At 65.8% G+C, this 22,153-nt stretch carries 31 protein-coding genes; 22 read left to right on the top strand and 9 right to left on the bottom strand.

Annotation, left to right across the window (positions count from 1 at the left end; all coding sequences use genetic code 11):
• Positions 1 to 94: 94 nt before the first annotated feature.
• The 4 genes from AC5P6H_RS11545 to AC5P6H_RS11530 all read left to right on the top strand — a co-directional run bounded on the left by AC5P6H_RS11545 (position 95) and on the right by AC5P6H_RS11530 (position 2,639).
• Entirely contained in the window at positions 95 to 1,078 is a 984-nt protein-coding gene (locus AC5P6H_RS11545) for a LacI family DNA-binding transcriptional regulator (protein WP_014647193.1), read from the top strand.
• Between the two features lie 92 nt (positions 1,079 to 1,170).
• Positions 1,171 to 1,791, top strand: a complete 621-nt coding sequence (locus AC5P6H_RS11540) for a hypothetical protein (RefSeq protein ID WP_227863764.1) — start codon at positions 1,171 to 1,173, stop codon at positions 1,789 to 1,791.
• A gap of 81 nt (positions 1,792 to 1,872) precedes the next feature.
• Entirely contained in the window at positions 1,873 to 2,283 is a 411-nt protein-coding gene (locus tag AC5P6H_RS11535; RefSeq protein WP_049439705.1) for a Rap1a/Tai family immunity protein, read from the top strand.
• Between the two features lie 122 nt (positions 2,284 to 2,405).
• The gene (locus AC5P6H_RS11530) at positions 2,406 to 2,639 is read left to right on the top strand and encodes a metallothionein (protein WP_014647190.1); all 234 of its coding nucleotides are present in this window, start codon (positions 2,406 to 2,408) and stop codon (positions 2,637 to 2,639) included.
• 7 nt (positions 2,640 to 2,646) lie between these two features.
• Here the strand turns inward: AC5P6H_RS11530 and AC5P6H_RS11525 are convergent, their stop codons facing one another.
• The 3 genes from AC5P6H_RS11525 to AC5P6H_RS11515 form a co-directional block, all read right to left on the bottom strand.
• Complete coding sequence (locus AC5P6H_RS11525; protein WP_495202642.1) at positions 2,647 to 3,216, bottom strand: cysteine hydrolase family protein; 570 nt, start codon at positions 3,214 to 3,216, stop codon at positions 2,647 to 2,649.
• 3 nt (positions 3,217 to 3,219) lie between these two features.
• Positions 3,220 to 3,858: a DUF6766 family protein gene (locus tag AC5P6H_RS11520; protein WP_495202641.1), complete on the bottom strand. Its 639-nt coding sequence runs from the start codon at positions 3,856 to 3,858 to the stop codon at positions 3,220 to 3,222.
• 100 nt (positions 3,859 to 3,958) lie between these two features.
• Entirely contained in the window at positions 3,959 to 4,147 is a 189-nt protein-coding gene (locus AC5P6H_RS11515; RefSeq protein ID WP_014647187.1) for a hypothetical protein, read from the bottom strand.
• 148 nt (positions 4,148 to 4,295) lie between these two features.
• Here AC5P6H_RS11515 and AC5P6H_RS11510 point away from each other — a divergent pair, with 148 nt between their 5' ends.
• The 8 genes from AC5P6H_RS11510 to AC5P6H_RS11475 all read left to right on the top strand — a co-directional run bounded on the left by AC5P6H_RS11510 (position 4,296) and on the right by AC5P6H_RS11475 (position 10,115).
• Positions 4,296 to 5,459: a zinc-dependent alcohol dehydrogenase gene (locus tag AC5P6H_RS11510; RefSeq protein ID WP_075076914.1), complete on the top strand. Its 1,164-nt coding sequence runs from the start codon at positions 4,296 to 4,298 to the stop codon at positions 5,457 to 5,459.
• A 10-nt stretch (positions 5,460 to 5,469) separates the two neighbouring features.
• Positions 5,470 to 5,973 (top strand): hypothetical protein, encoded by a 504-nt coding sequence (locus AC5P6H_RS11505; RefSeq protein WP_495202640.1) that lies wholly within the window; start codon positions 5,470 to 5,472, stop codon positions 5,971 to 5,973.
• Positions 5,974 to 6,075: 102 nt separating this feature from the next.
• Complete coding sequence (locus AC5P6H_RS11500) at positions 6,076 to 7,017, top strand: acyl-CoA dehydrogenase (protein ID WP_111205731.1); 942 nt, start codon at positions 6,076 to 6,078, stop codon at positions 7,015 to 7,017.
• Complete coding sequence (locus tag AC5P6H_RS11495; protein WP_014647183.1) at positions 7,005 to 7,763, top strand: PIG-L deacetylase family protein; 759 nt, start codon at positions 7,005 to 7,007, stop codon at positions 7,761 to 7,763. Before AC5P6H_RS11500 ends, AC5P6H_RS11495 begins: the two co-directional genes overlap by 13 nt.
• Positions 7,760 to 8,347 (top strand): SAM-dependent methyltransferase, encoded by a 588-nt coding sequence (locus AC5P6H_RS11490; RefSeq protein WP_495202639.1) that lies wholly within the window; start codon positions 7,760 to 7,762, stop codon positions 8,345 to 8,347. The genes AC5P6H_RS11495 and AC5P6H_RS11490 overlap by 4 nt, the downstream gene beginning before the upstream one ends.
• A complete protein-coding gene (locus AC5P6H_RS11485) occupies positions 8,344 to 9,069 on the top strand; it encodes a glycosyltransferase family 2 protein (protein WP_164076887.1) in 726 nt (241 codons plus the stop codon). The genes AC5P6H_RS11490 and AC5P6H_RS11485 overlap by 4 nt, the downstream gene beginning before the upstream one ends.
• 83 nt (positions 9,070 to 9,152) lie before the next feature.
• Positions 9,153 to 9,581 carry a BLUF domain-containing protein gene (locus AC5P6H_RS11480; protein ID WP_049439716.1) on the top strand — a complete coding sequence of 143 codons (429 nt, stop codon included), beginning with the start codon at positions 9,153 to 9,155 and terminating at the stop codon, positions 9,579 to 9,581.
• 135 nt (positions 9,582 to 9,716) lie between these two features.
• Positions 9,717 to 10,115, top strand: coding sequence for a BLUF domain-containing protein (locus tag AC5P6H_RS11475; RefSeq protein ID WP_032955963.1), 399 nt, complete (start codon positions 9,717 to 9,719; stop codon positions 10,113 to 10,115).
• A 16-nt stretch (positions 10,116 to 10,131) separates the two neighbouring features.
• Here the strand turns inward: AC5P6H_RS11475 and AC5P6H_RS11470 are convergent, their stop codons facing one another.
• Positions 10,132 to 10,524, bottom strand: a complete 393-nt coding sequence (locus AC5P6H_RS11470; RefSeq protein WP_014647178.1) for a response regulator — start codon at positions 10,522 to 10,524, stop codon at positions 10,132 to 10,134.
• 207 nt (positions 10,525 to 10,731) lie between these two features.
• Here AC5P6H_RS11470 and AC5P6H_RS11465 point away from each other — a divergent pair, with 207 nt between their 5' ends.
• The 3 genes from AC5P6H_RS11465 (at position 10,732) to AC5P6H_RS11455 (ending at position 12,702) form a co-directional block, all read left to right on the top strand.
• On the top strand, positions 10,732 to 11,076 hold the full coding sequence (locus tag AC5P6H_RS11465; protein ID WP_100450505.1) for a hypothetical protein: 345 nt from the start codon (positions 10,732 to 10,734) through the stop codon (positions 11,074 to 11,076).
• Positions 11,077 to 11,235: 159 nt separating this feature from the next.
• The gene (locus AC5P6H_RS11460) at positions 11,236 to 11,757 is read left to right on the top strand and encodes a ferritin-like domain-containing protein (RefSeq protein ID WP_046430683.1); all 522 of its coding nucleotides are present in this window, start codon (positions 11,236 to 11,238) and stop codon (positions 11,755 to 11,757) included.
• A 36-nt stretch (positions 11,758 to 11,793) separates the two neighbouring features.
• A complete protein-coding gene (locus AC5P6H_RS11455) occupies positions 11,794 to 12,702 on the top strand; it encodes a manganese catalase family protein (RefSeq protein WP_495202638.1) in 909 nt (302 codons plus the stop codon).
• 100 nt (positions 12,703 to 12,802) lie between these two features.
• Here AC5P6H_RS11455 and AC5P6H_RS11450 read toward each other — a convergent pair whose 3' ends face one another.
• Positions 12,803 to 13,126: a KGG domain-containing protein gene (locus tag AC5P6H_RS11450; protein ID WP_046430680.1), complete on the bottom strand. Its 324-nt coding sequence runs from the start codon at positions 13,124 to 13,126 to the stop codon at positions 12,803 to 12,805.
• Positions 13,127 to 13,427: 301 nt separating this feature from the next.
• On the opposite strand from AC5P6H_RS11450, the gene AC5P6H_RS11445 reads away from it, so the two are divergent.
• The 3 genes from AC5P6H_RS11445 to AC5P6H_RS11435 are packed head-to-tail and all read left to right on the top strand — an operon-like array spanning position 13,428 to position 15,386.
• Positions 13,428 to 13,895: a BLUF domain-containing protein gene (locus tag AC5P6H_RS11445; protein ID WP_495202637.1), complete on the top strand. Its 468-nt coding sequence runs from the start codon at positions 13,428 to 13,430 to the stop codon at positions 13,893 to 13,895.
• Entirely contained in the window at positions 13,892 to 14,659 is a 768-nt protein-coding gene (locus tag AC5P6H_RS11440) for a DUF72 domain-containing protein (protein ID WP_049439729.1), read from the top strand. Before AC5P6H_RS11445 ends, AC5P6H_RS11440 begins: the two co-directional genes overlap by 4 nt.
• Positions 14,652 to 15,386 carry a DNA-formamidopyrimidine glycosylase family protein gene (locus tag AC5P6H_RS11435; protein ID WP_495202636.1) on the top strand — a complete coding sequence of 245 codons (735 nt, stop codon included), beginning with the start codon at positions 14,652 to 14,654 and terminating at the stop codon, positions 15,384 to 15,386. Before AC5P6H_RS11440 ends, AC5P6H_RS11435 begins: the two co-directional genes overlap by 8 nt.
• A 39-nt stretch (positions 15,387 to 15,425) precedes the next feature.
• Here the strand turns inward: AC5P6H_RS11435 and AC5P6H_RS11430 are convergent, their stop codons facing one another.
• Entirely contained in the window at positions 15,426 to 15,923 is a 498-nt protein-coding gene (locus tag AC5P6H_RS11430; protein WP_005416567.1) for a YciE/YciF ferroxidase family protein, read from the bottom strand.
• Positions 15,924 to 16,170: 247 nt separating this feature from the next.
• On the opposite strand from AC5P6H_RS11430, the gene AC5P6H_RS11425 reads away from it, so the two are divergent.
• From AC5P6H_RS11425 to AC5P6H_RS11415, 3 genes are all read left to right on the top strand, one after another.
• Positions 16,171 to 16,347 carry a DUF3606 domain-containing protein gene (locus AC5P6H_RS11425; RefSeq protein WP_014647169.1) on the top strand — a complete coding sequence of 59 codons (177 nt, stop codon included), beginning with the start codon at positions 16,171 to 16,173 and terminating at the stop codon, positions 16,345 to 16,347.
• Between the two features lie 13 nt (positions 16,348 to 16,360).
• Complete coding sequence (ligD, locus tag AC5P6H_RS11420) at positions 16,361 to 18,910, top strand: DNA ligase D (protein WP_495202635.1); 2,550 nt, start codon at positions 16,361 to 16,363, stop codon at positions 18,908 to 18,910.
• 138 nt (positions 18,911 to 19,048) lie between these two features.
• The gene (locus tag AC5P6H_RS11415) at positions 19,049 to 19,498 is read left to right on the top strand and encodes a BLUF domain-containing protein (RefSeq protein ID WP_126412216.1); all 450 of its coding nucleotides are present in this window, start codon (positions 19,049 to 19,051) and stop codon (positions 19,496 to 19,498) included.
• 9 nt (positions 19,499 to 19,507) lie between these two features.
• On the opposite strand, the gene AC5P6H_RS11410 is transcribed toward AC5P6H_RS11415, so the two are convergent.
• Positions 19,508 to 19,738, bottom strand: a complete 231-nt coding sequence (locus AC5P6H_RS11410) for a hypothetical protein (protein WP_014647166.1) — start codon at positions 19,736 to 19,738, stop codon at positions 19,508 to 19,510.
• 225 nt (positions 19,739 to 19,963) lie between these two features.
• Between AC5P6H_RS11410 and AC5P6H_RS11405 the strand changes: the two genes are divergently transcribed.
• Positions 19,964 to 21,457, top strand: coding sequence for an FAD-dependent oxidoreductase (locus tag AC5P6H_RS11405; RefSeq protein ID WP_495202634.1), 1,494 nt, complete (start codon positions 19,964 to 19,966; stop codon positions 21,455 to 21,457).
• A 21-nt stretch (positions 21,458 to 21,478) separates the two neighbouring features.
• Here the strand turns inward: AC5P6H_RS11405 and AC5P6H_RS11400 are convergent, their stop codons facing one another.
• Both AC5P6H_RS11400 and AC5P6H_RS11395 read right to left on the bottom strand, forming a co-directional pair.
• On the bottom strand, positions 21,479 to 21,901 hold the full coding sequence (locus AC5P6H_RS11400) for a low affinity iron permease family protein (RefSeq protein ID WP_495202633.1): 423 nt from the start codon (positions 21,899 to 21,901) through the stop codon (positions 21,479 to 21,481).
• Positions 21,898 to 22,152, bottom strand: coding sequence for a hypothetical protein (locus AC5P6H_RS11395; RefSeq protein ID WP_495202632.1), 255 nt, complete (start codon positions 22,150 to 22,152; stop codon positions 21,898 to 21,900). The genes AC5P6H_RS11400 and AC5P6H_RS11395 overlap by 4 nt, the downstream gene beginning before the upstream one ends.
• Position 22,153 lies beyond the last annotated feature (1 nt).

Below are 22,153 nucleotides of genomic sequence, written 5' to 3'. Positions count from 1 at the left end.
TGCACTGCACAAAATGCCAATAGCTCTTTGGCGTTAGCATTGTCCTGAACAGCCGCCGGGCCATGGCAGGCGCACTTTTCCGGGAACGTTTCCAATGAGTATCAGCATCAATGACGTCGCGCGTGTAGCGGGGGTATCCAAGTCCACCGTGTCGCGGGTGCTCGGGGGCGGCCCGGTCAGCGAAGAGGTTCGCGGCCGGGTCGAGGTGGCGATCCGCCAGACCGGCTATCGGCCGAACCTGCAGGCAAGGCGGCTGCGCTCCCGGCACACCGGCATCATCGGGTTGATCGTTGCGGATATCCGCAACCCGTTCTTCACTGCGCTTATCCGTGCGGTGGAGGAGGTCGCCTATCGCGAAGGCCTGCGCGTCACGCTCTGCAACACCGACGAAGACCCCGAGCGCGAGGCGCTGTACCTGCAGTTGATGCACGAGGAGCGCATCAGTGGACTGATCTTTGCGCCCACACGGACCACGGTGGGGCGGCTGGAACGGCTCACGCTGGACTTCCCGACGGTACTGGTGGACCGCGCCGCGGCCAGCGGGTCGATCGACAGCGTGGTGCTGGACAATCCCGCGGCGATGGGCGCCCTGGTCGAGCATCTCGTCGAGCGTGGCTATCGCCGCATCGGCGGCCTGTTCGGCAGCACCAGCACCACGGCGGCCGAGCGCCGCGACGGCTATCTTGCTGCGATGCGCACGCACGGATTGGAGCCGGATTACCGTGAAGTCGAGCCAACGGCCGAGGCCGCCATCGCAACGGTCGACCAATGGCTGGCCGGCCCTTCGCGTCCCGACGCGCTGGTCACCAGCAACAGCCTGCTGCTCATGGGTGCATTGAAGGCGGCACGCAGCGCCGGTCTCGCCATTCCAGGAGAGCTGGCGCTGGCAGGGTTCGACAACGAGCGCTGGACCGAGCTGGTCGAACCTGGCATTACCGTGGTCGAGCAGCCGGTTGAAGACATGGGGCGCGCTGCGATGTCGCTGTTGCTGGAACGCCTGCGCATGCCGGAGCTGCCCGTGCGCAGGCTGGTGATGACGGGAAGGTGCGTGGTGAGAGGGTCGACGGCTGGGCGATAGTCCGGCACCGCCCTGCGGCAGCCGCCAGATGTTGGCGGGTCATGCGTTGTCTGCTACAAGCCAACTGTACGCAGACACAGTGGAGAATCGCCTTGTCAGAGCCCTATTCAGCACTGCTCCGCCTGAAGATTTCCCACCACGATCTTTCCAGATGGCTGGCAGCGCCCGTGCCTTCATCATCCCGTTGGTCCGACTGGCGAGGCATCTCCGGGCAGTGGCGCATGGAAAACGGTCAATACCTTGCCTCGTGCAGCGACGAGGCGTTGGACCACCTGCTCGCGGATTGCCAGGCGCTGTTGGCCCGCTACCCCGACAATCGCGCCGCATTGAAGGCTTTCCTTGCCTCTGCACAGGCCGGGAATATCCAGATTGCCGCCTATGACCGCACTGCTACGCACTTTGTCGCAGGATCGCTGACGTATTCGGAGAGCCTTTACGATCTCATCGCGTTTCTTGCCGTGGCACGAGGCGCCGCCGACTTCCTGAAGGGGGGCGACGAAGGCGTGGCACTGATCCACGACTATCTCTGGGCCGAGGAAGGTGAGCAGGAGACGGTTGCTGCGATTGGGCTGGCCGGCCCCGGGGAATCCGGATTCCTGTCATCCGCAGACCTGGATGCCGCCACCGAGCCCTTCGAAACATTGGTGGAGGCCATGCTGGAAGCCGAGGACGACCCGGAGTTTCGTCCGCGCAACCAGCTTGATCGGCTTTGACCTCTGCCGCGTGGCGTCCATGAAAGCAACAGCCAGGGCCTCAACATGAAGAGACATCACCAACCCCAGGCGCGCCGCGTCATGCGTCGGCTCCTCGCACTTGGCCTCTGCGCGCTGGCTGGGTCCGCTTTGGCCGGAACAATGCAGCCGGTACGGACCTGGCTTGTCAGCGGCACGGAACTCATTACCCTCCTGCAGGGGAAAGGCGATGACGGGTTCTGCGACGGCGAACAGTGCCGGAGCCTGTCCAGCGCTCGCGCCAGCGGCTATATCCTGGGCGTCGCCGATGCCAGCCGCGGACAGTGGTGCGGGCAGCGCCAGATCCTTCCGCATGAACTGGTCGACCATGTGTCTTCCCATCTCCGGCAACTGCCCCGCGAGCGATTGCAGCAGGATGCGTCGCCACTGGTTGTCGAAGGGCTGCGCACGGCGTTTCCCTGTGGTCGCGGCACACCACGTGGCAACAGTGCCGAGCCCGGCAATGACCAATGAAGCACGCCGCGCCCGCTTGGCGACGATGCGGACGTCCTACACCCTCGCGACACGGTGCATTCACGGCCACCGACATTCGCGCTCGCCACACTGCATGTTCCTTCCACAGCACGAGGTGCCCCATGGCTACCTGTGATGTCTGCGGCAACAACTACGACAAGAGCTTTACCCTGCAGCAGGGCGGGCGCAGCGGCACGTTCGATTCGTTCGAGTGCGCGATCCACGCATTCGCACCCCGCTGCGCACACTGCAAATGCGCCGTCATTGGGCATGGCGTTGAAGGAAATGGCCAGATCTTCTGCTGTGCACATTGCGCCGGTCATGCCGGCGTACAGGGTATAGCCGACCGGGCCTGAGCTGCCTTCAGCGCCCTCCTGCTTCCTGCCCAGAGACAAGCGAAGAAAGCCGCGCGATCCGGGCTGCACCCGAATCAGCCAGCAGCGCCAGTGCGCGCCGCTTCCGGGATGGCAGCCCCGCCACGACCTCCGATGCCAGCACGACGTCGAACTCTCTGGCGTTGGCATCCAGCGCGGTGGCCAGAACGCACGAATCGGCCGTCATGCCACTCAGGCACAGGCGGCGCACGCCCAGTTTGGCCAGCAGAATCGGCAAGGGACTGGCCAGGAACGCCGAGTGCTTGGGCTTGAGCACGAAGTAATGACCGGGCAAGGGCGAGAGAAGGCTGGCAATTCGTCCCGCCGGACCGCCGTCGCGCCGGCACTGTTCCACCTGCTGGCGGAAATCGCGCTTCCAATCCGAGAAACTGTCATTGGCGTAGATGACCGGCCACCCGCGTTCGTCGAAGTGATCCCTCAGGCGCCGGATCTGCCGGGCCGCCCGCTCTGCCGCGGGCGCCAGCTCCTGCGCGCCCGGGAAATCGAAACGGCTGAACATGTCGATGATCAGCAAGGCCGTCGACGGATCATCTGCCATGGTTCAATCTCCTGTCTGGGTATGCGGCGCCTCGACCGGCTTGGACTGCGGTGAATCTTTCTGGCGCAGGAAGATCGTCAGCACCACCAGAGACAGCACGGCCAGGAACTCGCTTTGCCAGTTCTGCATGGATTCGAACCAGAATGTGCTGCTGGCGAGGTGCTCCACAAAGCCTGGTGGCGGCAATCCCTTCAACTGCTGTTCGGCCTCCTCGGCGCGCCAGCCTCCCAATGCATGCAACGTAAAGCTGAACAGGAACAACAGCCCGAACGCAATCGCCAGCGAATGACCGTAAAGAACCTTCCACAGGCCACCGCGCCTGACCGGCCAGGGCGTGCGGCCGGGTTCGATGCGATTCTGTTCCTGCGCGGGGTCCAGCGGCCGCGATTCGGCGGAACCGCGCTGGCGCAGGCTGACCGTCAGCAGAACGTACATCCCCATCTGCAGGAATTCGCTCTCCCAGTTCTCGAACGTAGCGCTGACGAAGTGCCCGGTAGCCAGGTAGTGCGAGAAATCGATCGGCATGCGTCCGTGCTCGACCAGTTCCTGGTTGTGCACGTGATGCCCCGCAACTGCCTGCCCCACAATGAACACCAACGTGAGCGCAAGCAGCACCAGCGAGAGACCGTTGCGTTTCCACATGCAAGACCTCGTTGAGGCTGCTCCAAAGACCGTCCATGAAGCTTGCGCCGACAAAGAGCCATGCCTCGTGATTGCTGCGCATCCGGAATGTGAGGCGGACTCAACGCTTCCCCGTCGGATCGGGATCAGGGCGCTCGTAGTCCTCCGGTACCGCCTTGGGGCCATCGCCGTCGTCGGGCATGTCGTGCTCCTTCCATCTGGCTCGATCATTGCGCCGTTTGTCCGGCGTGTGCGCCTTTGACTGATCGTCCACATCCGTCGTTGGATTGAAGGGCAGTTTGTCGTTCATGGGCAGCTCCTGCGGCGAGAGAGTGAAGCCTGCGCCGCGCCGGGTTAACGCCACGACGCTGCAGAATGAACGCCGCGCACACCGGGATGTCACTGCAGCCGGATGGCGGCCTTGCGATGCTGAAGGCCCGAGCTCCTGGAGCAGCACGATGCAGGCATTGACCTATCACGGCCGCAGGGATGTGCGCGTCGAGACTGTGCCCGACCCGGTACTGGCGGCGGATGACGATCTGATACTGCGGGTGACCGCCACCGCCATCTGCGGTTCAGACCTGCACCTCTACCGCGGCAAGATTCCTGATCTGCACGATGGCGATGTACTGGGCCACGAATTCATGGGCGTGGTGGAAGAGGTCGGCAGCGGCGTGACCCAGGTGAAGCCGGGCGATCGCGTGGTGATTCCCTTCGTGATCGCCTGTGGCGAGTGTTTCCACTGCAGGCTGGCCGAATATGCCGCATGCGAGACCACCAATCCTGGCAAGGGCGCGGCGCTGAACCAGAAAGGGCTGCTGCCTCCAGCTGCTTTGTTCGGATACAGCCATCTGTATGGCGGCGTAGCCGGTGGCCAAGCCGAATTCGTACGCGTGCCGAAGGCCAACGTGGGCCCGTTGCGCATTCCGGAAGGCGTGGCCGATGAGCAGGTGCTGTTCCTGTCTGACATTCTCCCGACCGGCTATCAGGCCGCGCTGAACGCGGGTGTGAAGCCCGGCTCGACGGTGGCCATCTTCGGCGCCGGTCCGGTTGGGCTGATGAGCGCGGCCTGTTGCCGACTGCTGGGAGCAGAGACCATCTTCATGGTCGACCACCTCCGTTACCGCCTGGACTATGCACGCCGTGCTTACGGCGTAACCCCCATCGACTTCAAGGAGATAGAAGACCCGGCCGATTACATCCTTGCCCAGACCAGTGGGCGGGGCGTAGACGCCTGCATCGAGGCCGTAGGCTTCGAGGCCGAGGGCAGTGCGCTGGAGTCAGCGTTGACCGCTGTAAAGCTGGAAGGCAGCAGTGGCGTGGCGATACGGCAATGCATCGCGGCAACGCGCCGTGGCGGCGTGGTCAGCATTCCAGGCGTCTATGCCGGCTTCATCCATGGTTTTCTGCTGGGTGATGCGTTCGACAAAGGACTGACATTCAAGATGGGCCAGACCCATGTGCAGGGGCTGATGCCGGAACTTCTCGACGCAATCATGGAAGGAAAGCTGGATCCGGGTGACATCATCTCGCACCGGATGCGCCTGGCCGACGCTGCGCAGGGCTACGCGATATTCGATGCCAAGGATGACGACTGCCGCAAGATCGTGCTGACACCCTGAGCATGCTGCCATGAGCGCGATTGCCGCCGGTGTCTACGCACTGTGGCTGGCTGCCGGCTGGCTGGACTTCCATTTTCACCGGCGGACCGACCTTCCACACACCTCCGCGATGCGCGAAAGCCTGTTGCATGGGGTGCAGTTGCTGCTGATCGGCAGCGGAGTGCTCGCATGGCTCCTGCTGGAAAACACGCTGTCGCTCGTCACGTTTCTGGCACTTCTGGTCCTCGCGCACGCAATCGCCGGCTACTTCGACACCGTCAGCGCGGACGGCAGACGACGCATCAGCCCGGCAGAGCAGCATGTGCACAGCGTGCTCGATGCCGCGCCGTGGGTCCTGCTGGGCTGGGTGGGCTGGCAGCTCCACCCCCGGTGGTCGCTCGACGTGAAGCCTGCAGCACCGGGCGTCTGGTGGCTGGTCCTGCTGCCGGCGCTGGGCGTGGTCGTGCTGCCATGGTTGTGGGAGCTGCGGCAGTGCCTGCGCGCACGGCGGCAGCGCCGGCAAGCGAGCGCGTGAGGATGATCGCGCAGAGAATTCATGCGCCGGCTACGCCTCCCAGACAGTGATGTGACCGCTTGCCGCCTACGTTCGACATGTCTCTCCATTTCAGGCTCCTTCATGCAGCATGTGACGTCGCCATCCCCGCTGGAGGGCCGCGCTCGCGAGGTAGTGGTCCAGCGGCCCGACCTGCCGTTGCCCGGAAGCGGCCGCACGCTGCGGCGGTGGCAGGCGCTGGCGGCATGGGGGGCGGAAGACCTGTGCCTGGCCAAAGTGCTTGAGGCGCACTACGACGCCCAGGCGATCATCGCCGAACTGAACGCGCCCGAACTGGCTGAAGGCCAGCTACTGGCGGTCTGGGCCGCGGAAGGTCCAGCCAACACACTCCGCTTCGATGCCCACGGCCAGCTCCATGGTGACAAGCCCTGGTGTTCCGGCAGCGCGTGGGTGGATGCGGCATTGGTAACCGTCCGCAACGCGCAGGGCGTGTGGCTGTGCCAGGTCGCGGCGAAACACTGGCGCACGCTTGCAGATGAGCCCTGGCCGGCCGTTGGCATGGCCGGCGTTCCGTCCACCACGGTGCGATTCGACGGCGCACCGATGGCGCTTCTGGGAACGCGCGATGAGTACCTGCAGCGACCGGGCTTCTGGCACGGCGGTGCGGGCATCGCGGCAGTCTGGTTCGGCGCGGCGGCCGCCTTGGCCGAGCGCATGCGGCCAGCCTGCAGCGAGGGGAATCGCGCGCGATTACTGGGTGAAGTGGACCTCGCCTTGGGCCCGGCGGCGGCGCTGCTTCGCGAAGTGGCGGCACGCATCGACGCCGCGCCGGAATCGGCGCATCGCGAAGAGGTCGTGCGCCTGCGCTGCGTGGTCGAGCGCGCGGCGACGCGTGTCCTGGATCTGGCGGGGCGCGCATTGGGCCCGGCGCCGATGTGCCTGGAAGATGCCCACGCCCGTCGCTGCGCGGACCTGACCGTGTTCCTTCGGCAGAACCACGCAGATCGCGATTGGGAATGGCTGGGCGGCCAGCGGGCGAGCCAGGAGGCGACATGGGCGCTGTAGCCAGGACACCCCTGCAGGGGGAAGGAACGCAGGAGCAGGCATGGCTGCGCTGCGATTGGCTGTGGCAGCGGCCGGCAACATCGGCCAATGCCCTCTGCGCCGGCCATGATCGCGTCGTGGTGGTCGCACCCCATCCAGACGACGAGATCCTCGGCTGTGGTGGACTGCTCCGTCACGCTGCGGAGCAGGGCATGGAGGTACGCGTCGTCGCCGTGACCGATGGCGAAGCGTGCTATCCGGACGAGCACTGGTGGACGCCAGAACGCCTGCGCTCGGCGCGACGCGCCGAGCTTGCCGCAGCGCTGGGCGAACTCGGTATCCGGCCTGGATCCGCGTTTCATCTCGGCATCGCCGACGGCGCGGTCAGTGCGCACGAACAGGGCCTGGAAGACTGGCTGCAGCAGCACCTCCAGCCGAGCGACCTGGTCCTGGCACCCTGGCGCTTTGATGGGCATCCCGATCATGAAGCCGCAGGGCGTGCTGCCTGCAGGGCGGTGCGGGCAGTGGGCTGCCGACGCCTGGAGTACCCGGTGTGGGGCTGGCACTGGCTTGACCCCGCCTGCGCACATATGGCGTGGGAGGTTCCCAGGCTGATCGACATTTCAGCAGTGGCTGCCGCAAAACGAAACGCCATCGCGCACTTCCGGACCCAGACCGGCGAGGTGCCGGAACTGAACAGCCCGCCGGTGCTGCCCGCACATGTACTGACCCGATTCTTCCGGAACTACGAGGTATTCCTGGCATGAGCGCGCAACCGTACTTCGATGAACTGCATGAGCAGGAGGATCCCTTCGGCTATCGCAGCCGATGGTATGAAGAACGCAAGCGTGCGCTGCTGCTGGCCAGCCTGAGCCAGCGCCAGTTCATTCGGGGCTGGGAGCTGGGATGCTCCAACGGCGTGCTGACCGAGGCCTTGGCCGCCCGCTGCGAGCGCCTGCTGGCCACCGACATCAGCCCACGCGCAGCGTTCCGGGCCCGCCGCAACCTGGCCCACCTGCCGCATGTGCAGGTCCATTGCGCCAGCCATCCCGAGCAATGGCCGCCGGGCCGCTTCGACCTGATCGTCTGCGGGGAAATGGGCTACTACCTGGGTGCAGCAGCGCTGCACGAGCTGCGCGCCGGCATCGATTCGGCCCTTCGCGACGACGGACTGCTGGTCGCCTGCCATTGGTTGCCTTCGTTCCAGAGGCGCGCAAGTCGCACCGACGTCGTGCATCAGTGCCTTGGCCAAGGCCTGCACGAAGCCTTCCACTATCGTGATGCGGACTTCGTGCTGCAGGGCTGGACGCGCAGCTCGCTGTCGCTGGCCCGCAACGAGGGCCTGCGATGATCGGCATCCTGGTTCCGGCCCATGACGAGGCAGCCAGCGTGGAGCGCTGCCTGCAATCGATCCGAAGGGCAGCCCTGCATCCCGAGCTGCACGGCGAAGCAGTGCAGGTGGTGGTTGCACTGGACAGCTGCTCGGATGCCACCGCGTCCATCTGCCAGCAGCAGCGGGTCGATACGGTGCGCCTGGAAGCACGCTGCGTCGGCGTTGCCAGGGCAGCGGCCGCCGCTGAGCTGCTCGGACGCGGTGCGAGATGGCTGGCGAGCACCGATGCCGACAGCGAGGTACCTCCCGAATGGCTGGTTGCCCAGCTTGAGGGCCGGTGCGACGCCTTCTGCGGACTGGTGGACATAGCAACCACCTCCAGGACGGAGAAGCGCCTGCGACGCGCGTTCCAGAAACGGCAGCAGTGGGGCGACGATCATGGGCGCATCCACGGTGCCAATTTCGGCGTCTCCGCCCAGGCCTATCTGGCGGCAGGGGGATTTGCTCCCCTGCGCTGTGGAGAGGATGTTGCACTGGTGAGGAGGCTGCAATGCCTCGGCGCTGACGTAAGGTGGGCCGGCGCTCCCATCGTCATGACCAGTGCCCGCCTGGTGGGACGCGCGACCGGAGGGTTCTCGGCCTACCTGGCCGGAATGGAGGGTGCGCGCCCCGCCACGGCGGCAGATCGGCGGATGGCGGTACCTGGAAGCGCCTCGGAAACCACGCTGAATTGGGCATGATGTGATGTTTTCCCGGCTGGCGTTTACGGTTTCGCCACGATGCCCGTCCTAGAGTGAAGCGCTGGAAGAGCAGGAGTGGCACCATGCCGAATCGAGCCATCGCCTACGTCAGCGAGGCCGTCAGTGGATTCTCGCCGGAACGTCTGAAAGCGCTGATGGACGATGCCGCGCGCTTCAATCGGGGCGCAGGGGTGACCGGGGTGCTGCTGTTCGACGGCGAACGCTTCCTGCAGTACATGGAGGGCCCTGCCGATGGACTGGATGTGGCCTTCTCCCGTGTCACCGGCGCCAGCAGTCACATCCACCTGATCGAACTTGCGCGGGGGCGTGTCGGCCAGCGGCGGCTGCCGTTCTGGCCCATGCGTTGCCTGTCCGTCACTGCAGATGAGCTGCGCGAGATCGCCTGTGCCGACTGGACCAGCTTCATCCAGCGGGCAGCGACCGGACAGGCCGATGCCACGGCGATGGACAAGCTGCTGCTGATTGTCGAGCCCTACGCAAAGGCCGCCTGAGCCGGAAACCTGTTACTGCAGTGTGCCGCAGGGGAGAGGATGGAGCGAGGCAGGTTGTGAACCGCCTCATTTGGCTCTACGGCAAGGGCAGCATCATGGAAGGGCAGGACACTTCCTGCGTCAGAAGGAATCAACGTGCCCCTCCGCGCAATCGCTTACGCAAGTGAGGCGATACCGGGGCTTTCCATGGACCCTGTGGACGACCTCGCCAGGGCCGCTGCCCGCTTCAACTTCGAAGCAGGCGTGACGGGTGTGCTTCTTTACGATGGGCACCGCTTCCTCCAGTACATCGAGGGACCGGAAGACAGCATCAACGTGGTGTACAGCCGTATCCTCGGTGCCCGCAGCCATTGCGAACTGCTTGAGCTGGGCCGGGGCAGGGTGTCCGGCCGGTTCTTTCCCTATTGGTCGATGCGGCTGCTCTGGACCGACCCTGCCGACATCCGCAGCGTCGCTCGTGGCAACTGGAGCGGGCTCTCCCGCGGTGGTGCGCTGCGCCAGCTGGGGCAGGTGGTAGCCCCACACCTGGCGTAATCCCGGCGTCTGCCGCTCAATGCGTGGCAGGGGGCGCGCAGGCGTCTCCCACGACCTGCTGGACGGCTTCCTGCAACTGGTCGATGTGGAACGGCTTGGCCACGAAGGTTGCGCGGCGGTGGCGCAGCGGCACCAGCTGGTCATAGACCGCAGAGACGAACAGGTAGGGAATGCCGAGTTCCGCCAGTCGATCGGCCACCGGGAACACCACGCCATCGCGGAGCTCCACATCCAGAACCGCGCCATCGAAACGTTGCGTATCCAGCAGCCCCAGCGCATCGAACACGCTGTAGGCGTGGGTCACCCGGCCGCCGCCGTCTTCCAGCGCCTGTTCCATCAGTGCAGCCAGGTCGAGCTGGTCTTCAACCAGCAGCAGGTTGCACCTGCGCTGGTCCATTTCCGATTGCATGCGCGCATGCCTGTGTTGCCTTGGGAACTGCAGTGTGTGCTGTATTGCATCAACGGCGCGCGTGGGCCGTGTCAGCCCAGCGCGAAGCCGCCCCGCGCAGGTGCTCCATGCCGTCGATGCGGCGTGGAAGGCGGTGCGCCTTTTTTGACGGCGCGTTGGCGGCGGCCATGGATACTGCCGCCGTCCCCCAGCACTGGAGCCATGACCATGCCTCGATCCGCCACCGACCCCACCGCCCCCTGCGCATTGCGCGTGGAGTGCATGTCCCTGGATTGCGGCGGCGCTGCGATCGTCGTGGAGCTGGATCGCACCCCCGAACGGGCATGGATGAAGTCGCTCAAGCGCGCCCTGCAGGAGGATGACGTGCTGGAGGGTGCCCAGGCCAAGTTCGATGGCCGCTTTGTCTATGTCGTGGGCGTGGAAGGGGGCGCGCACCGTGCGCAGCACCGGGTGATCCAGGCGTTGAAGGCGTCCGCAGGCGCGCGCGCACCCGCAGCAAGCCCCCGTCGCGACGCCGGCAGCGCTGTAGTGTCCGGCGCGATGCCCGCCTGAGTTCGCGGCAGGCGTTGCCACGCAACAGCGGATGTTATGACCGCATCAGCGCCAGGTGCAGCGCGCACGCCCGCCGGCTCACGCCGGCCGACGGGGCAGTGATTGCTGCCTCGCCACCATGGTCTCCGGAGGCATGTCGCCCCACTACCGGAGACCATGATGGCAGACCAGAACACCGTCCGCAGCGAGCGCCTGCTGAAATGGCTGCAGGATGCCTACGCCATGGAGCAGGAGGCGGAGACCATGATGAAGGCCATGGCTTCGCGCATCCAGAACTATCCCCATCTTGCCGCACGCATCGGCCAGCACGTACTGGAGACGCAGCAGCAGGCCGCCTCCCTGCGCGAGTGCATTGAAGCGCTCGGCGGAAGCGTGCCCACCGCCAAGGGGCTGTTCGCGAGCATGACCGCAGCGATCCACGCTGCCGGCAACACCCTGATGGAGGACGAGGTCGTCAAGAGCATCGGCATCTCCTTTGGCTTCGAGAACACCGAGATCGCCACCTACCGGGCGCTGGTGATCGCGGCCGAGCGGGCCGCTGCGCCGGATATCGCGGCCGTGTGCGGCCAGATCCTGCAGGAAGAGATCGCCATGGCGCGCTGGCTGGAAGAGCACCAGGACAGCCTGGTCGGCGCCTTCCTCAACCGTGACGAAACGCCTGGCGCCCAAGCCAAGCGTTGATCCCGGTCCCGCCTGCCATACACAGGAGACAGTCCCATGTTCTTCCACCACAGGAAGCTGATGTACACCGTGCGCGTGCGCGAATCCAACCCGCAGCTTGCCAGCCTCATGCTGGAACAGTTTGGCGGCCCCCAAGGCGAACTGGCGGCTGCAATGCGTTACTTCACCCAGGGACTCGGTGAATGCGATCCGGGCCGCAAGGACCTGCTGATGGACATTGCCACCGAAGAGATCAGCCACCTGGAGATCATCGGCACCATCATCGCCATGCTCAACTGCGGCCCGAAGGCCATCCAGTCCGAGGGTCTTGCCGAAGCCGAGGACATGCGGCTGCTGGGCCAGAACAGCACCAGCCATACCGAACAGATCCTGTATGGGGGCGGCCCGGCGCTGGTCAATTCCAGCGGGGTGCCGTGGACGGCGGCCTACGTCGATTCGATCGGGGAGCCCACCGCCGACCTGCGCTCGAACATCGCCGCCGAAGCCCGCGCCAAGCTGGTCTACGAACGACTGATCACGGTGACCGATGATCCAGGCATCAAGGACGCACTGCGCTTCCTGATGACGCGCGAAATCGCCCACCAGAAGTCCTTCGAAAAGGCATTGCACAGCATCCAGCCCAACTTCCCACCGGGCAAGCAGCCGGGTGACCCCGCCTTTACCGACCTGTACATGGACATGTCGCAGGGCGACGGCGCCGATGACCTGCTGGGCAGCTGGAACAGCGGCGAGCTGTGGGAGCGGGTCAGCGACCGCGAGGCCCAGGCCGCTGTGGACGGCGGTGACGGCAGCGCCACGGTGGGCCTGGACCCACGCGAGCAGGCGGCGGTGCAGGCCATGACCCTGCGAACGCTTTCCGATCCCGAAGCACGGCCGACAACCGGTGCCGAACTGGGCGCCGGGCCGGGCGCCGGTGCGCTCGACCTGCCGCCACGGGAGCCTTGACGCGGGACAGGCCGGGGCGGGCCTCCGCCCCACGTTTCGCGTGAAAAAAAGTGGGCGGACACGCTGTCCGCCCACATGGGGTGCAACCGGTCAGTCTCGATCAACGCTGCTGGCCACCGCGGTTGTTGTTGCCGCCACGTTCCTGCTGTTGCTGCCGACCGCCCTGGTTGCCACCCTGGTTGCCGCCGCCATGGCTGTTCTGGCCGCCTTCGCGGCCGATGTCGGCCATGTGCTGGCGATCCTGGCTCACCGCTTCGCCGCCCTTGCGACCGGCTTCGCGCGCTTCTTCAGAGCTGAATTCATGGGCGTTGCCCGACTCATGCGCGGCGCGGCCGCCCTTGGCGGCGATCTCGCGCTGCTTGTCTTCGTCCATCGAAGCGAAGCCGCGGTTGCTGCTGCCCTGGTTCTGGTTCTGGTTGGCCATGGAAAGTCTCCTTGGAGTGAGCCGCGATTGGCGGCAGCGACCATCTTCCAGATCCGCCGCTAGACGGCGGTGGCACCACCGCCAACGTGATGTCATGCGCAGGCACGCGCTTCCTCATGCATTCTCCACGAAAGCAAATCCATCGGCGGGGGACACGGCATGCCGGTCGTGGTGCTCGAGCCGGGTGTCAACGCAGCGCGGCGTTGGCACGTACAGGTTCAACGCCGCCTCCACGCCGGTGTCACCGCGCGTTTGATCCGCACCGCTAAGGTAGAGCCATCTGCAACAACCCGGTGCTGCCATGCCTCTTCGTGCCATTGCATATGTAAGTGAAGCCACCCGAAACCTGACTGAAGAACGGCTGCAGCAGCTTGTCGCGGACGCGATGCTGTTCAACGAGTCGGTTGATGTGACCGGCGTCCTCCTGTTCGACGGCACGCGCTTCCTGCAATATCTCGAAGGCCCGGAGTCCGGTGTCAGCGCGGCGTACACCCGCATCCTGGCGGCCGACAGCCACAACGGTCTGGTCGAACTCAACCGGGGCAGGTTGGGGCGGCGGCAGTTCCCGCACTGGCGCATGCACAGCGTGCGCGTGGATGAGCTGGCGCTGGGAAAGATCGCGATCTCCGACTGGACCGGCTTCGTGCGCAGCGCCTCCGCGCTCGCTCCTGGCACCAGTGCGCTTGATCGACTGCAATCGGTGGCGCAGGCGCCGCCAGGCGCCGGCGATGGCCGGTTGCTGGAGCCGGACGGACCGGTAGCACGATGAGCGCAGCCGACGCCCCGGGCACGCCAGGACGTGTACGGATCGGCTGCGCAGGCTGGTCGCTGTCGCGCGCGGCGCAGGCGGCGTTCGGCGCAGGCGACAGCGTACTGCAGCGCTATGCCACCCGCCTGCCGATGGTCGAGATCAATTCCTCGTTCTACCGCCCCCACCAGGCGGCGACCTACGCCCGGTGGGCGGCGAGCGTGCCCGCGGGTTTCCGCTTCGCGGTGAAACTGCCGCGCGTGATCAGCCATGAACGCCGGCTGCGCGACGCGATGCAGCCGCTGGCGCTGTTCCTTGATGGCGTGATCGCGCTGGGGGACAGGCTGGGGCCGCTGCTGCTCCAGCTGCCGCCCAGCCTGGCGTATGAGCCGGCAACCGTAAAGGCATTCCTGCACGGACTGCGCGCACGCACCTCGGTTGATGTCGCCTGCGAACCGCGCCACCCCAGTTGGTTCACTGCAGACGTCGATACGCTGCTGAGCGACCATGGCATCGCACGGGTCGCGGCTGACCCGGCCCGGGTACCGGCAGCAGCTGTCCCGGGCGGTGACCGCACGTGGAGCTACTGGCGCTGGCACGGGCAGCCGCAGATCTATCGCAGCCCCTACAGCGAACAGGCGCTGGCGGGGCTGGCCCAGCACCTGCAGCGTGAAGCCGCTGCGCAGCGCCGCGCCTGGTGCGTACTGGACAACACCGCGCTGGGCCACGCGACCGGCAACGCCCTGCACCTGCAGGCACTGCTGCAGGAGAACGCGCATGCCTGAGGGCCCGTCCATTGTCCTGCTGCGCGAAGCCGCCAGCCGCTTCAAGGGTCACGTCGTGCGCGGCGTCTCCGGCAACAGCCGCATCGACCTGTCACCGCTGCAGGGACGCAGGGTCAAGGCGGTTCGCAGCTGGGGCAAGCACTTCCTGCTGGAGTTCAGCCACCACACGCTGCGCATCCATCTGATGATGTTCGGCAGCTGGCGCATCGACGAACGGAAGCCAGTTCCTGCACGGGTGTCGCTGGCATTCGACAACGGGGAACTGAATTTCTATGCGTGTTCCGTCCGGCTGATCGACCAGCCGTTGGACGACGTCTACGACTGGCGGGCGGACGTGATGAACGACGCCTGGGATCCAAAACTGGCCCGGCGCAAGCTGAAGGCACTGCCGGACACCCTGGTCTGTGATGCGCTTCTGGACCAGACGATCTTCGCCGGCGTCGGCAACATCATCAAGAACGAGGTGCTGTTCCGCATCCGCGTGCATCCGGCCACGCGACTGGGCGACCTGCCACCGCGCAAGCTCACCGCCCTGATCACCCAGGCCCGTGCCTACAGCTTCGACTTCCTGGAATGGAAACGGCGCTTCGAGTTGAAGAAGCACTGGCAGGTGCATACGCGCAAGGTGTGCCCGCTCTGCGGTGGCCCGGTCAGCAAGCTGTACATGGGTACGACGCGGCGACGCACGTTCTTCTGCCCAAACGATCAGGTGCTCTACCCACCCTGAGGCCGCCGTCCATGGCGGCCGGGAGGCATGCGATTCGACTCAGGCGGCCTGCGCGGCCTTGGCATTGCCGCCGCCCTTGGCCAGCAGGGTCAGCTTCTCATCGGTTGCCTTTTCTTCCTCCAGCGTCTCCAGCAGCAACGGCAGGGCATCCTTGTAGCCCAGCTGCTTGGCCAGCGCGGCGATGGTGCCGTAGGAGGCTATTTCATAATGCTCGACCTTCTGCGCGCCACCGATCAGGGCAGCGTCGCGCACCGGCCCCTTGTCGATGCTGTCGATCACCTCCTTGCCTTCCTCGACCAGGCCTTCCATCGCCGCGCACTTGATGCGCTTCAGGCGGATGCCGAGCACCTCGACCACCTGGTCGATGCGTTCGATCTGCCCTTGGGTTTCTTCCAGGTGCGTTTCGAACGCTGCGGCCAGATCCGGATTCTCGGCCGCACGGGCCAGGCGCGGAAGCGCCTTGGTCAGCTGCTTCTCGGCGCTGTAGATGTCCGAGAGCTCGTGGATGAACAGATCTTCCGCCGTCTTGATAGCCATGCTGGGCTCCGCTGTGAATGGAGTGCTGAGAGTAGGTCCCGTCCGGTTGCGATCAGGCGGGGAAGGAGTGAAGGCGGCATGTGAATTCCCACGCGGACCCTGCGCGCTGCCTTCACGAAGCAGCGTCTTTCGCGCATCGGCAGGACGCCGTGCCGGCGGCCTTCGCCATGGCTTCACAGTGGCATCGCTCCGTGCCCATGGAATGGCCGGTACGGTCAGTTCACCCCCGATCACGCTGGAGACTCCCATGAGCGATGACAAGAACAACGCCGGCAGCCCGGACCGGGACCGCATCAACGTCAATGAGGATTACGAACTGCGGTACTGGACCACGACGCTGGGCGTGTCCGCCGACGAACTTCGCGCGGCCGTCGCGGCAGTCGGGCCCACGGCGGTTGCTGTCCGGAAGCACTTGGGCAAATAGCGCGGAGCTGGCCATGTCCCTGGTCGAGTATCGCCGCAAGCGTCGTTTTGACCAGACCAAGGAGCCCGAGCCGGGCAAGGCGCTGCCGAAAGGCCAGCGCGCCATTTTCGTGGTGCAGCTGCATCATGCCAGCCGCAGGCACTATGACTTCCGCCTGCAGGTTGGCGATGCGCTGAAGAGCTGGGCCGTGCCCAAAGGCCCCAGTTACGACCCGAAGGTCAAGCGCATGGCGGTGGAAGTGGAAGACCACCCGGTGGACTACGCGGCGTTCGAGGGTGATATTCCCAAGGGCCAGTACGGCGGCGGCCATGTCGCCCAGTTTGACCACGGTGTATGGGCCACGCAGGGCGATCCGGAAGCCCAGCTCGCCAAGGGCCATCTGCGCTTCGAGCTGTTCGGTACCAAGTTGAAAGGCGGCTGGCATCTGGTCCGGTCGGGAAAGCCCGCGCGCCAGCCACAGTGGCTGCTGTTCAAGGACGACGACGAATTTGCCAGCGATATCGAGGCAGACGATCTGCTGGGGGACGTCGCTGAAGCGCCACCGGAGGATCTGAAGCGTGCCGGCGCTGGCAAGGCCGCGAAGAAGCGGCTGACGGCGGTACCTGCCAGACGCGCCCGGCGAAAGAACTGGGCGAAGAAGGCCCTGACGCTCAGCAAGGCGAAAAGGGCGGCAGCGCCGTCCGGGCCGTTTGAGCCGCAGTTGGCCAAGCTGGGCGAAGCGCCGCCCCAGGGCGGGCAGTGGGTGCATGAGATCAAATGGGACGGGTACCGCATCCTTGCTACGGTGGTTGAGGGCAACGTGCAGCTGTGGTCACGGAACGCGCTGGAATGGACCGCCAAACTTCCCGAAATACGTGATGCGATCGCGGCCCTGGGCCTGACTTCGGCGGCACTGGACGGCGAGCTGATCGCCGGCGCCGGCACCAAGGAAGACTTCAACCTGCTGCAGGCCACGCTTTCCGGCGAGAAGCAAGGCGTCCTGACGTATGCGCTGTTCGATCTGCTGCATCTTGATGGCGTGGATGTGGCCGATGCGCCCCTGCTGGAGCGCAAGGCCCTGCTGCAATCGGTGCTGGAGGGGCAGGGCAGCCCATTGGCCTTCAGTTCGCATGTACAGGGGGATGGCGACCAGGCCTACCGACTGGCCGGTGAGCGGCACTTCGAAGGCATCATCTCCAAGCGCGCCGATCGCAGCTACCACAGCGGCCGCAGCGAGGACTGGCGCAAGACGAAGCAGCTGGCCAGCGACGAGTTCGCGGTGGTGGGCTACACCGCACCCAAAGGCAGCCGCACCGGCTTTGGTTCGCTGCTGCTGGCCCGGCCAGACGCAACGCATGGCTGGCTCTACGCAGGGCGCGTCGGGTCCGGGTTCTCGGATGAACTGATTGGCGACATCAGCAAGCGCATCAAGGGCGGCGGCGGCCGCAAGCCAACCGCGTACGTGCCCACGCAGGACACCGATCTGCGCGCTGCGACCTGGTTCGAACCGCGTTTCGTGGTGGAGGTCTTCTACCGCGGAATCGGTGGGCAGCAACTGTTGCGCCAGGCGTCGCTGAAGGCGGTGCGGGCGGACAAGGATATCGCCGACCTCGCCGATTCCGATCGCGCCGGAGCGGCCCCGGCCGCTGCGCGGTCGCAAGCGCCCGCGCGGCGTGGGCGCCGGGTGGAAAGGGCGCCGGCAACGGATCGCGCGCCCCCCGTGCTGTCGTCCCCAGGCAAGATACTGTTTCCCGGCGACGGCTACACCAAGCAGGACGTGTGGGATTACTACGCAGCAGTGATGGAGCACCTCCTGCCCGAGGTGGTGGATCGTCCGCTGTCGATCATCCGCTGCCCCAGTGGCACCGCAAAGCCCTGCTTCTTCCAGAAACACCATACGGCCGGGCTGGCGCTGGTCGATTCGGTACGGCTGAAGGAGGAAAGCGGCATCAACGCCCATTACCTGGTGGTGCGGGACGCAGCCAGCCTGCTGGAACTGGTGCAGTTCAACGCGTTGGAGTTCCACCCTTGGGGCAGCCACGCCGAGGCGCCCGACAGGGCCGACCGGGTGGTGTTCGATCTGGATCCCGGACCGGATGTGCCCTTTGCCGAAGTCAAGAAAGCGGCAACCGACATCCGGAAACTGCTGGCGCAGCTGGAGCTGGAATCGTTCCTGCGAGTCTCCGGCGGCAAGGGCCTGCACGTGGTCGTGCCGCTCAACCCAGGGTGCGATTGGGACCTGACCAAGCGTTTTGCGAAGGGTTTCGCCGATGCATTGGCACAGTCCGAACCGCAGCGGTTCCTGGCAACCGCCACCAAGAGCCTGCGCAACAAGCGGATCTTCGTCGACTATCTGCGCAATGGGCGCGGTGCAACGGCAGTCGCGTCCTATTCGTTGCGCGCCCGGCCGGGCGCACCGGTGGCACTGCCGATCGCCTGGGGTGATCTGGCGAAACTCAAGCGCGCCGACGCCTTCACGATCAAGGACGTGCCCGCAAAGCTCAGACGTCGCCGCAAGGACCCTTGGGCCGACATCGCGGAAGTGAAGCAGAATCTCGCCCGATGGGCCCGGGCAGACCCGTAGGCCAGGCCCGTGCTGCGTACCGTCTGTCAGCCCGAACCCAACTGATTCGCAGAATACACAGGGCCGGAACATATCGTCGGCGCGGTTGGCCTATGCTTGCGGTACGGAATCTGGGGGGATTCGCTACAGGAGCAGCCAATGCCGATCAGGGCAGTCGCATACATAAGTGAAGCGGGCCCGGCCGTTGCGGGTGATCCTTTGGGCCTGCGCAGCGGGAAGCTGGACGACCTGGTCGATGATGCCTCCCGCTTCAACCGGAATGCCGGCGTTACCGGCGTACTGCTGTTCGATGGCGCCCGTTTCCTGCAGTACATGGAAGGACCCGAAGATGGCTTGAATGTGGCGTACTCGCGGGTACTCGGTGCTACAAGCCACACGGGACTGATCGAACTGCAGCGCGGCAGGGTAGGCAACCGGCGTCTCCCGTTCTGGCCGATGCGCTGGCTGCCGACGCAACCCGAGCAGTTGAAGAGTCTTGCCCGCGCGGACTGGTCAGGGTTCGCCCAGCGGACCGGTGACGATGCGCCAACCGAGACGGCGATGGATGTCCTTGCCAGGTTGGTGGAACCCTATGCCGTCGCGGCGTGATTGATCGGCCTAGCGGCCCCCATAGCGCGCCGCCCAGGGGATCTCGCCGCTGCACGAATCGAGGTGCCCGGTGCGCATCACGCAGTACAGGCGGGCATCCGGGTCCGCACTGGCAGCGATGTAGTCCAGCGCCTCGGCGAGCATGCGGATGAACTGCGGCTCGGGATAGAACGCCGCCCAGGTGGGCAGCATTTCCTCCAGTTGCGCGATCATCAGGTCGATTTCCAGGTGCGTGCTCACTGCCTGGCCCTCCATGCAGCCACGTTAGCAATCACGCTGCAAGCAGAGGGTCGCGGTTCGCACAGGCGACGCTGGCATCGTGTCCATGCGGCACTCACCACGTCTTGATCCTCACCGCGCCAGTGCCACGCACGTGAGGATTTCCTGCACGGGCACGCCACCGTCGTTTCACCCGGCAGGGCGTATCAGGGAAGGCTCTCCGATGAACCTGCAAGGATCCTTTTCATGGCCGACCCGTCCCCGCGCGCCAGCTTATGGTCAGCTGATTCCGATCCGCACGGCTTCCGCCCGCTCGCCGGGACCACGCGCGCGGACGTGCTGGTGGTCGGTGCAGGCATGACGGGCCTGTTGACCGCCGCCCGCTTGGCCGACAGCGGCCTGGATGTGGTGGTGGTGGATGCCGGCCCCATCGGCGGGCGCAACACGGTGATGTCAACCGGCAATCTTTACGCTCCCGTGTCCCGGCTGGCAGACCTGATCGCGCGTTGGGGCGGTGACACGGCACGTCGTGTGGTGCAGTGGCGGCAACACGCGCTGCGTTCCATCGAAACACTGGTCCACCGCTACGATCTGCACTGTGGCTTCGAGCGCGTGGCCATGCAGTACGGCGTGCAGGAGCGTTCGCGCGAGGCCACGGCGCAGTTCGAACGCGAGCTGCAGGCCTACCAACGCGTTGGCCTGCATTGCGAGCACCGCCAATCCGGGCTGCCGTTCACCTTGGCCCACGCTTTCCGCGTTCCCGACCAGGCGCAGTTGCATCCGGCGGCGTTCTGCAGGGAACTGGCCCGTCATCTGGTGGGCCGCGTGCGCATCCACGACTGGACCCGGATCACCCGCATCGAGGCTTCAGCCGGAGTGGCGACGGCCCCTGGTGCCCGCATTCATGCCAGGCACTTTGTGCTGGCCACCCACTCGCCAGCAGGATTCAACCTGGTGCAGGCCGAAATGGAGGTGTACCGTGAATACGGCGTAGCGGTACCGGTGGCCAATCCGCCAGCGGCAGGCATTCACTGGATCGCCGACCGGCACCGCTCGCTGCGCGGGGTGCATGGCGCTGATGGCCGCGACTGGCTGGTGCTGGTCGGGGAGACACATCGCACTGGCGAAACCCCGGCGATGGATCCGGCCCAGCATCTGGTCGCCGACGCGCGTCGCAACTTCAGCGTGCAGGGCGAGCCGCTGTGCTGGTCCGCGCAGCAGTTCCGGGCCGCGGATCAGCTGCCCTACATCGGCAGCAGCGCGCACGACAATGTATGGGTCGCTACCGGCTATGGGCCGGACGGATTGACCTGGGCGGGCGTGGCCGCGCGCGCGATCACGGAGGGAATCACGGGAACGACCAGCGAGATCGAGCAGCTGCTCAGCCCCATGCGCTTTACTCCGCTGCGCTCGGCTGCAGGCTGGGCCCGCACCAACGCCACGGTTGCGCGGCACATGGTGGGCGATCGCCTTGGAACCGCGTCGTCGCGCGCTCCCAGCGAGCTGGGCCGCGGGTGCGGTGCGCTGCTGGACGTGGGCGGAGAGCGCACCGCGATCTACCGCGATGATGATGGCCAGCTGCACGCAATGTCGGCGCTGTGCCCGCACCTCAAGTGCGTCGTCCAATGGAATGGCCATGAACGCACATGGGACTGCCCGTGCCACGGCAGCCGCTTTTCCGCCACCGGGGCGCTGCTGGAGGGCCCCGCCAGGCAGGGCCTCACACCGGCGGCGCTGTAGGCCGCCGCCGCAGCGGTGACCTCAGGCTTCGGCGGTTGCATCCGCTTCGCAGGGCATGCAGCGCTCCTTCTTGGACTTGATGTCTGCAGCGGTCTTCGCCAGTGCCTCGTAGCGCTGGCGTATCTCTTCAAGATGGGCCGGCTCCATCGATTCCAGGTTCAGCAGCTCCTGGTTGGCGTCCTTGCTGACCCGGATCAGCTCATCCAGCTTGATGTGCAGCGCAGCGGTGTCAGCGTTCTGGGTATGCTGGATCAGGAATACCATCAGGAACGTCACGATGGTGGTGCCCGTGTTGACCACCAGCTGCCAGGTGTCATTGAAGTGGAAGGCCGGCCCGCTGGCGGCCCAGGCGATGATCACCCCCAGTGCCGCGACGAACGCCCCAAGACTGCCGGACAACCGCGCCGTGGCCGACGCGACGCGTGCAAAGCCGCGCCGGATCACTGCTCACCTCCGCCGGCCTCCTCATCCGTTTCGCGGTCTGGCAGTTTGACCCGCTCACCCAGGCGCGCGGCCTGCTCTTCGGGCGTCGGGGCTGCGACGAAGGGCGAGATCGGGTCACTGGCCGGGAACGTCTCCTGCAACGCCTCTTCATGATTGCGATGGTTATGCAGCTTGGCCTGAAGCGGGCTGACCGGATCGGTGCGCTGTGCTTCCGGGTCCGGGTGGGGCAGGTCTTTCTGATCGCGTTGCATG

The organism is Stenotrophomonas sp. YJH_SMC_110 (genome assembly GCF_059369255.1).
This window is presented reverse-complemented; position numbering and strand designations above follow the sequence as displayed.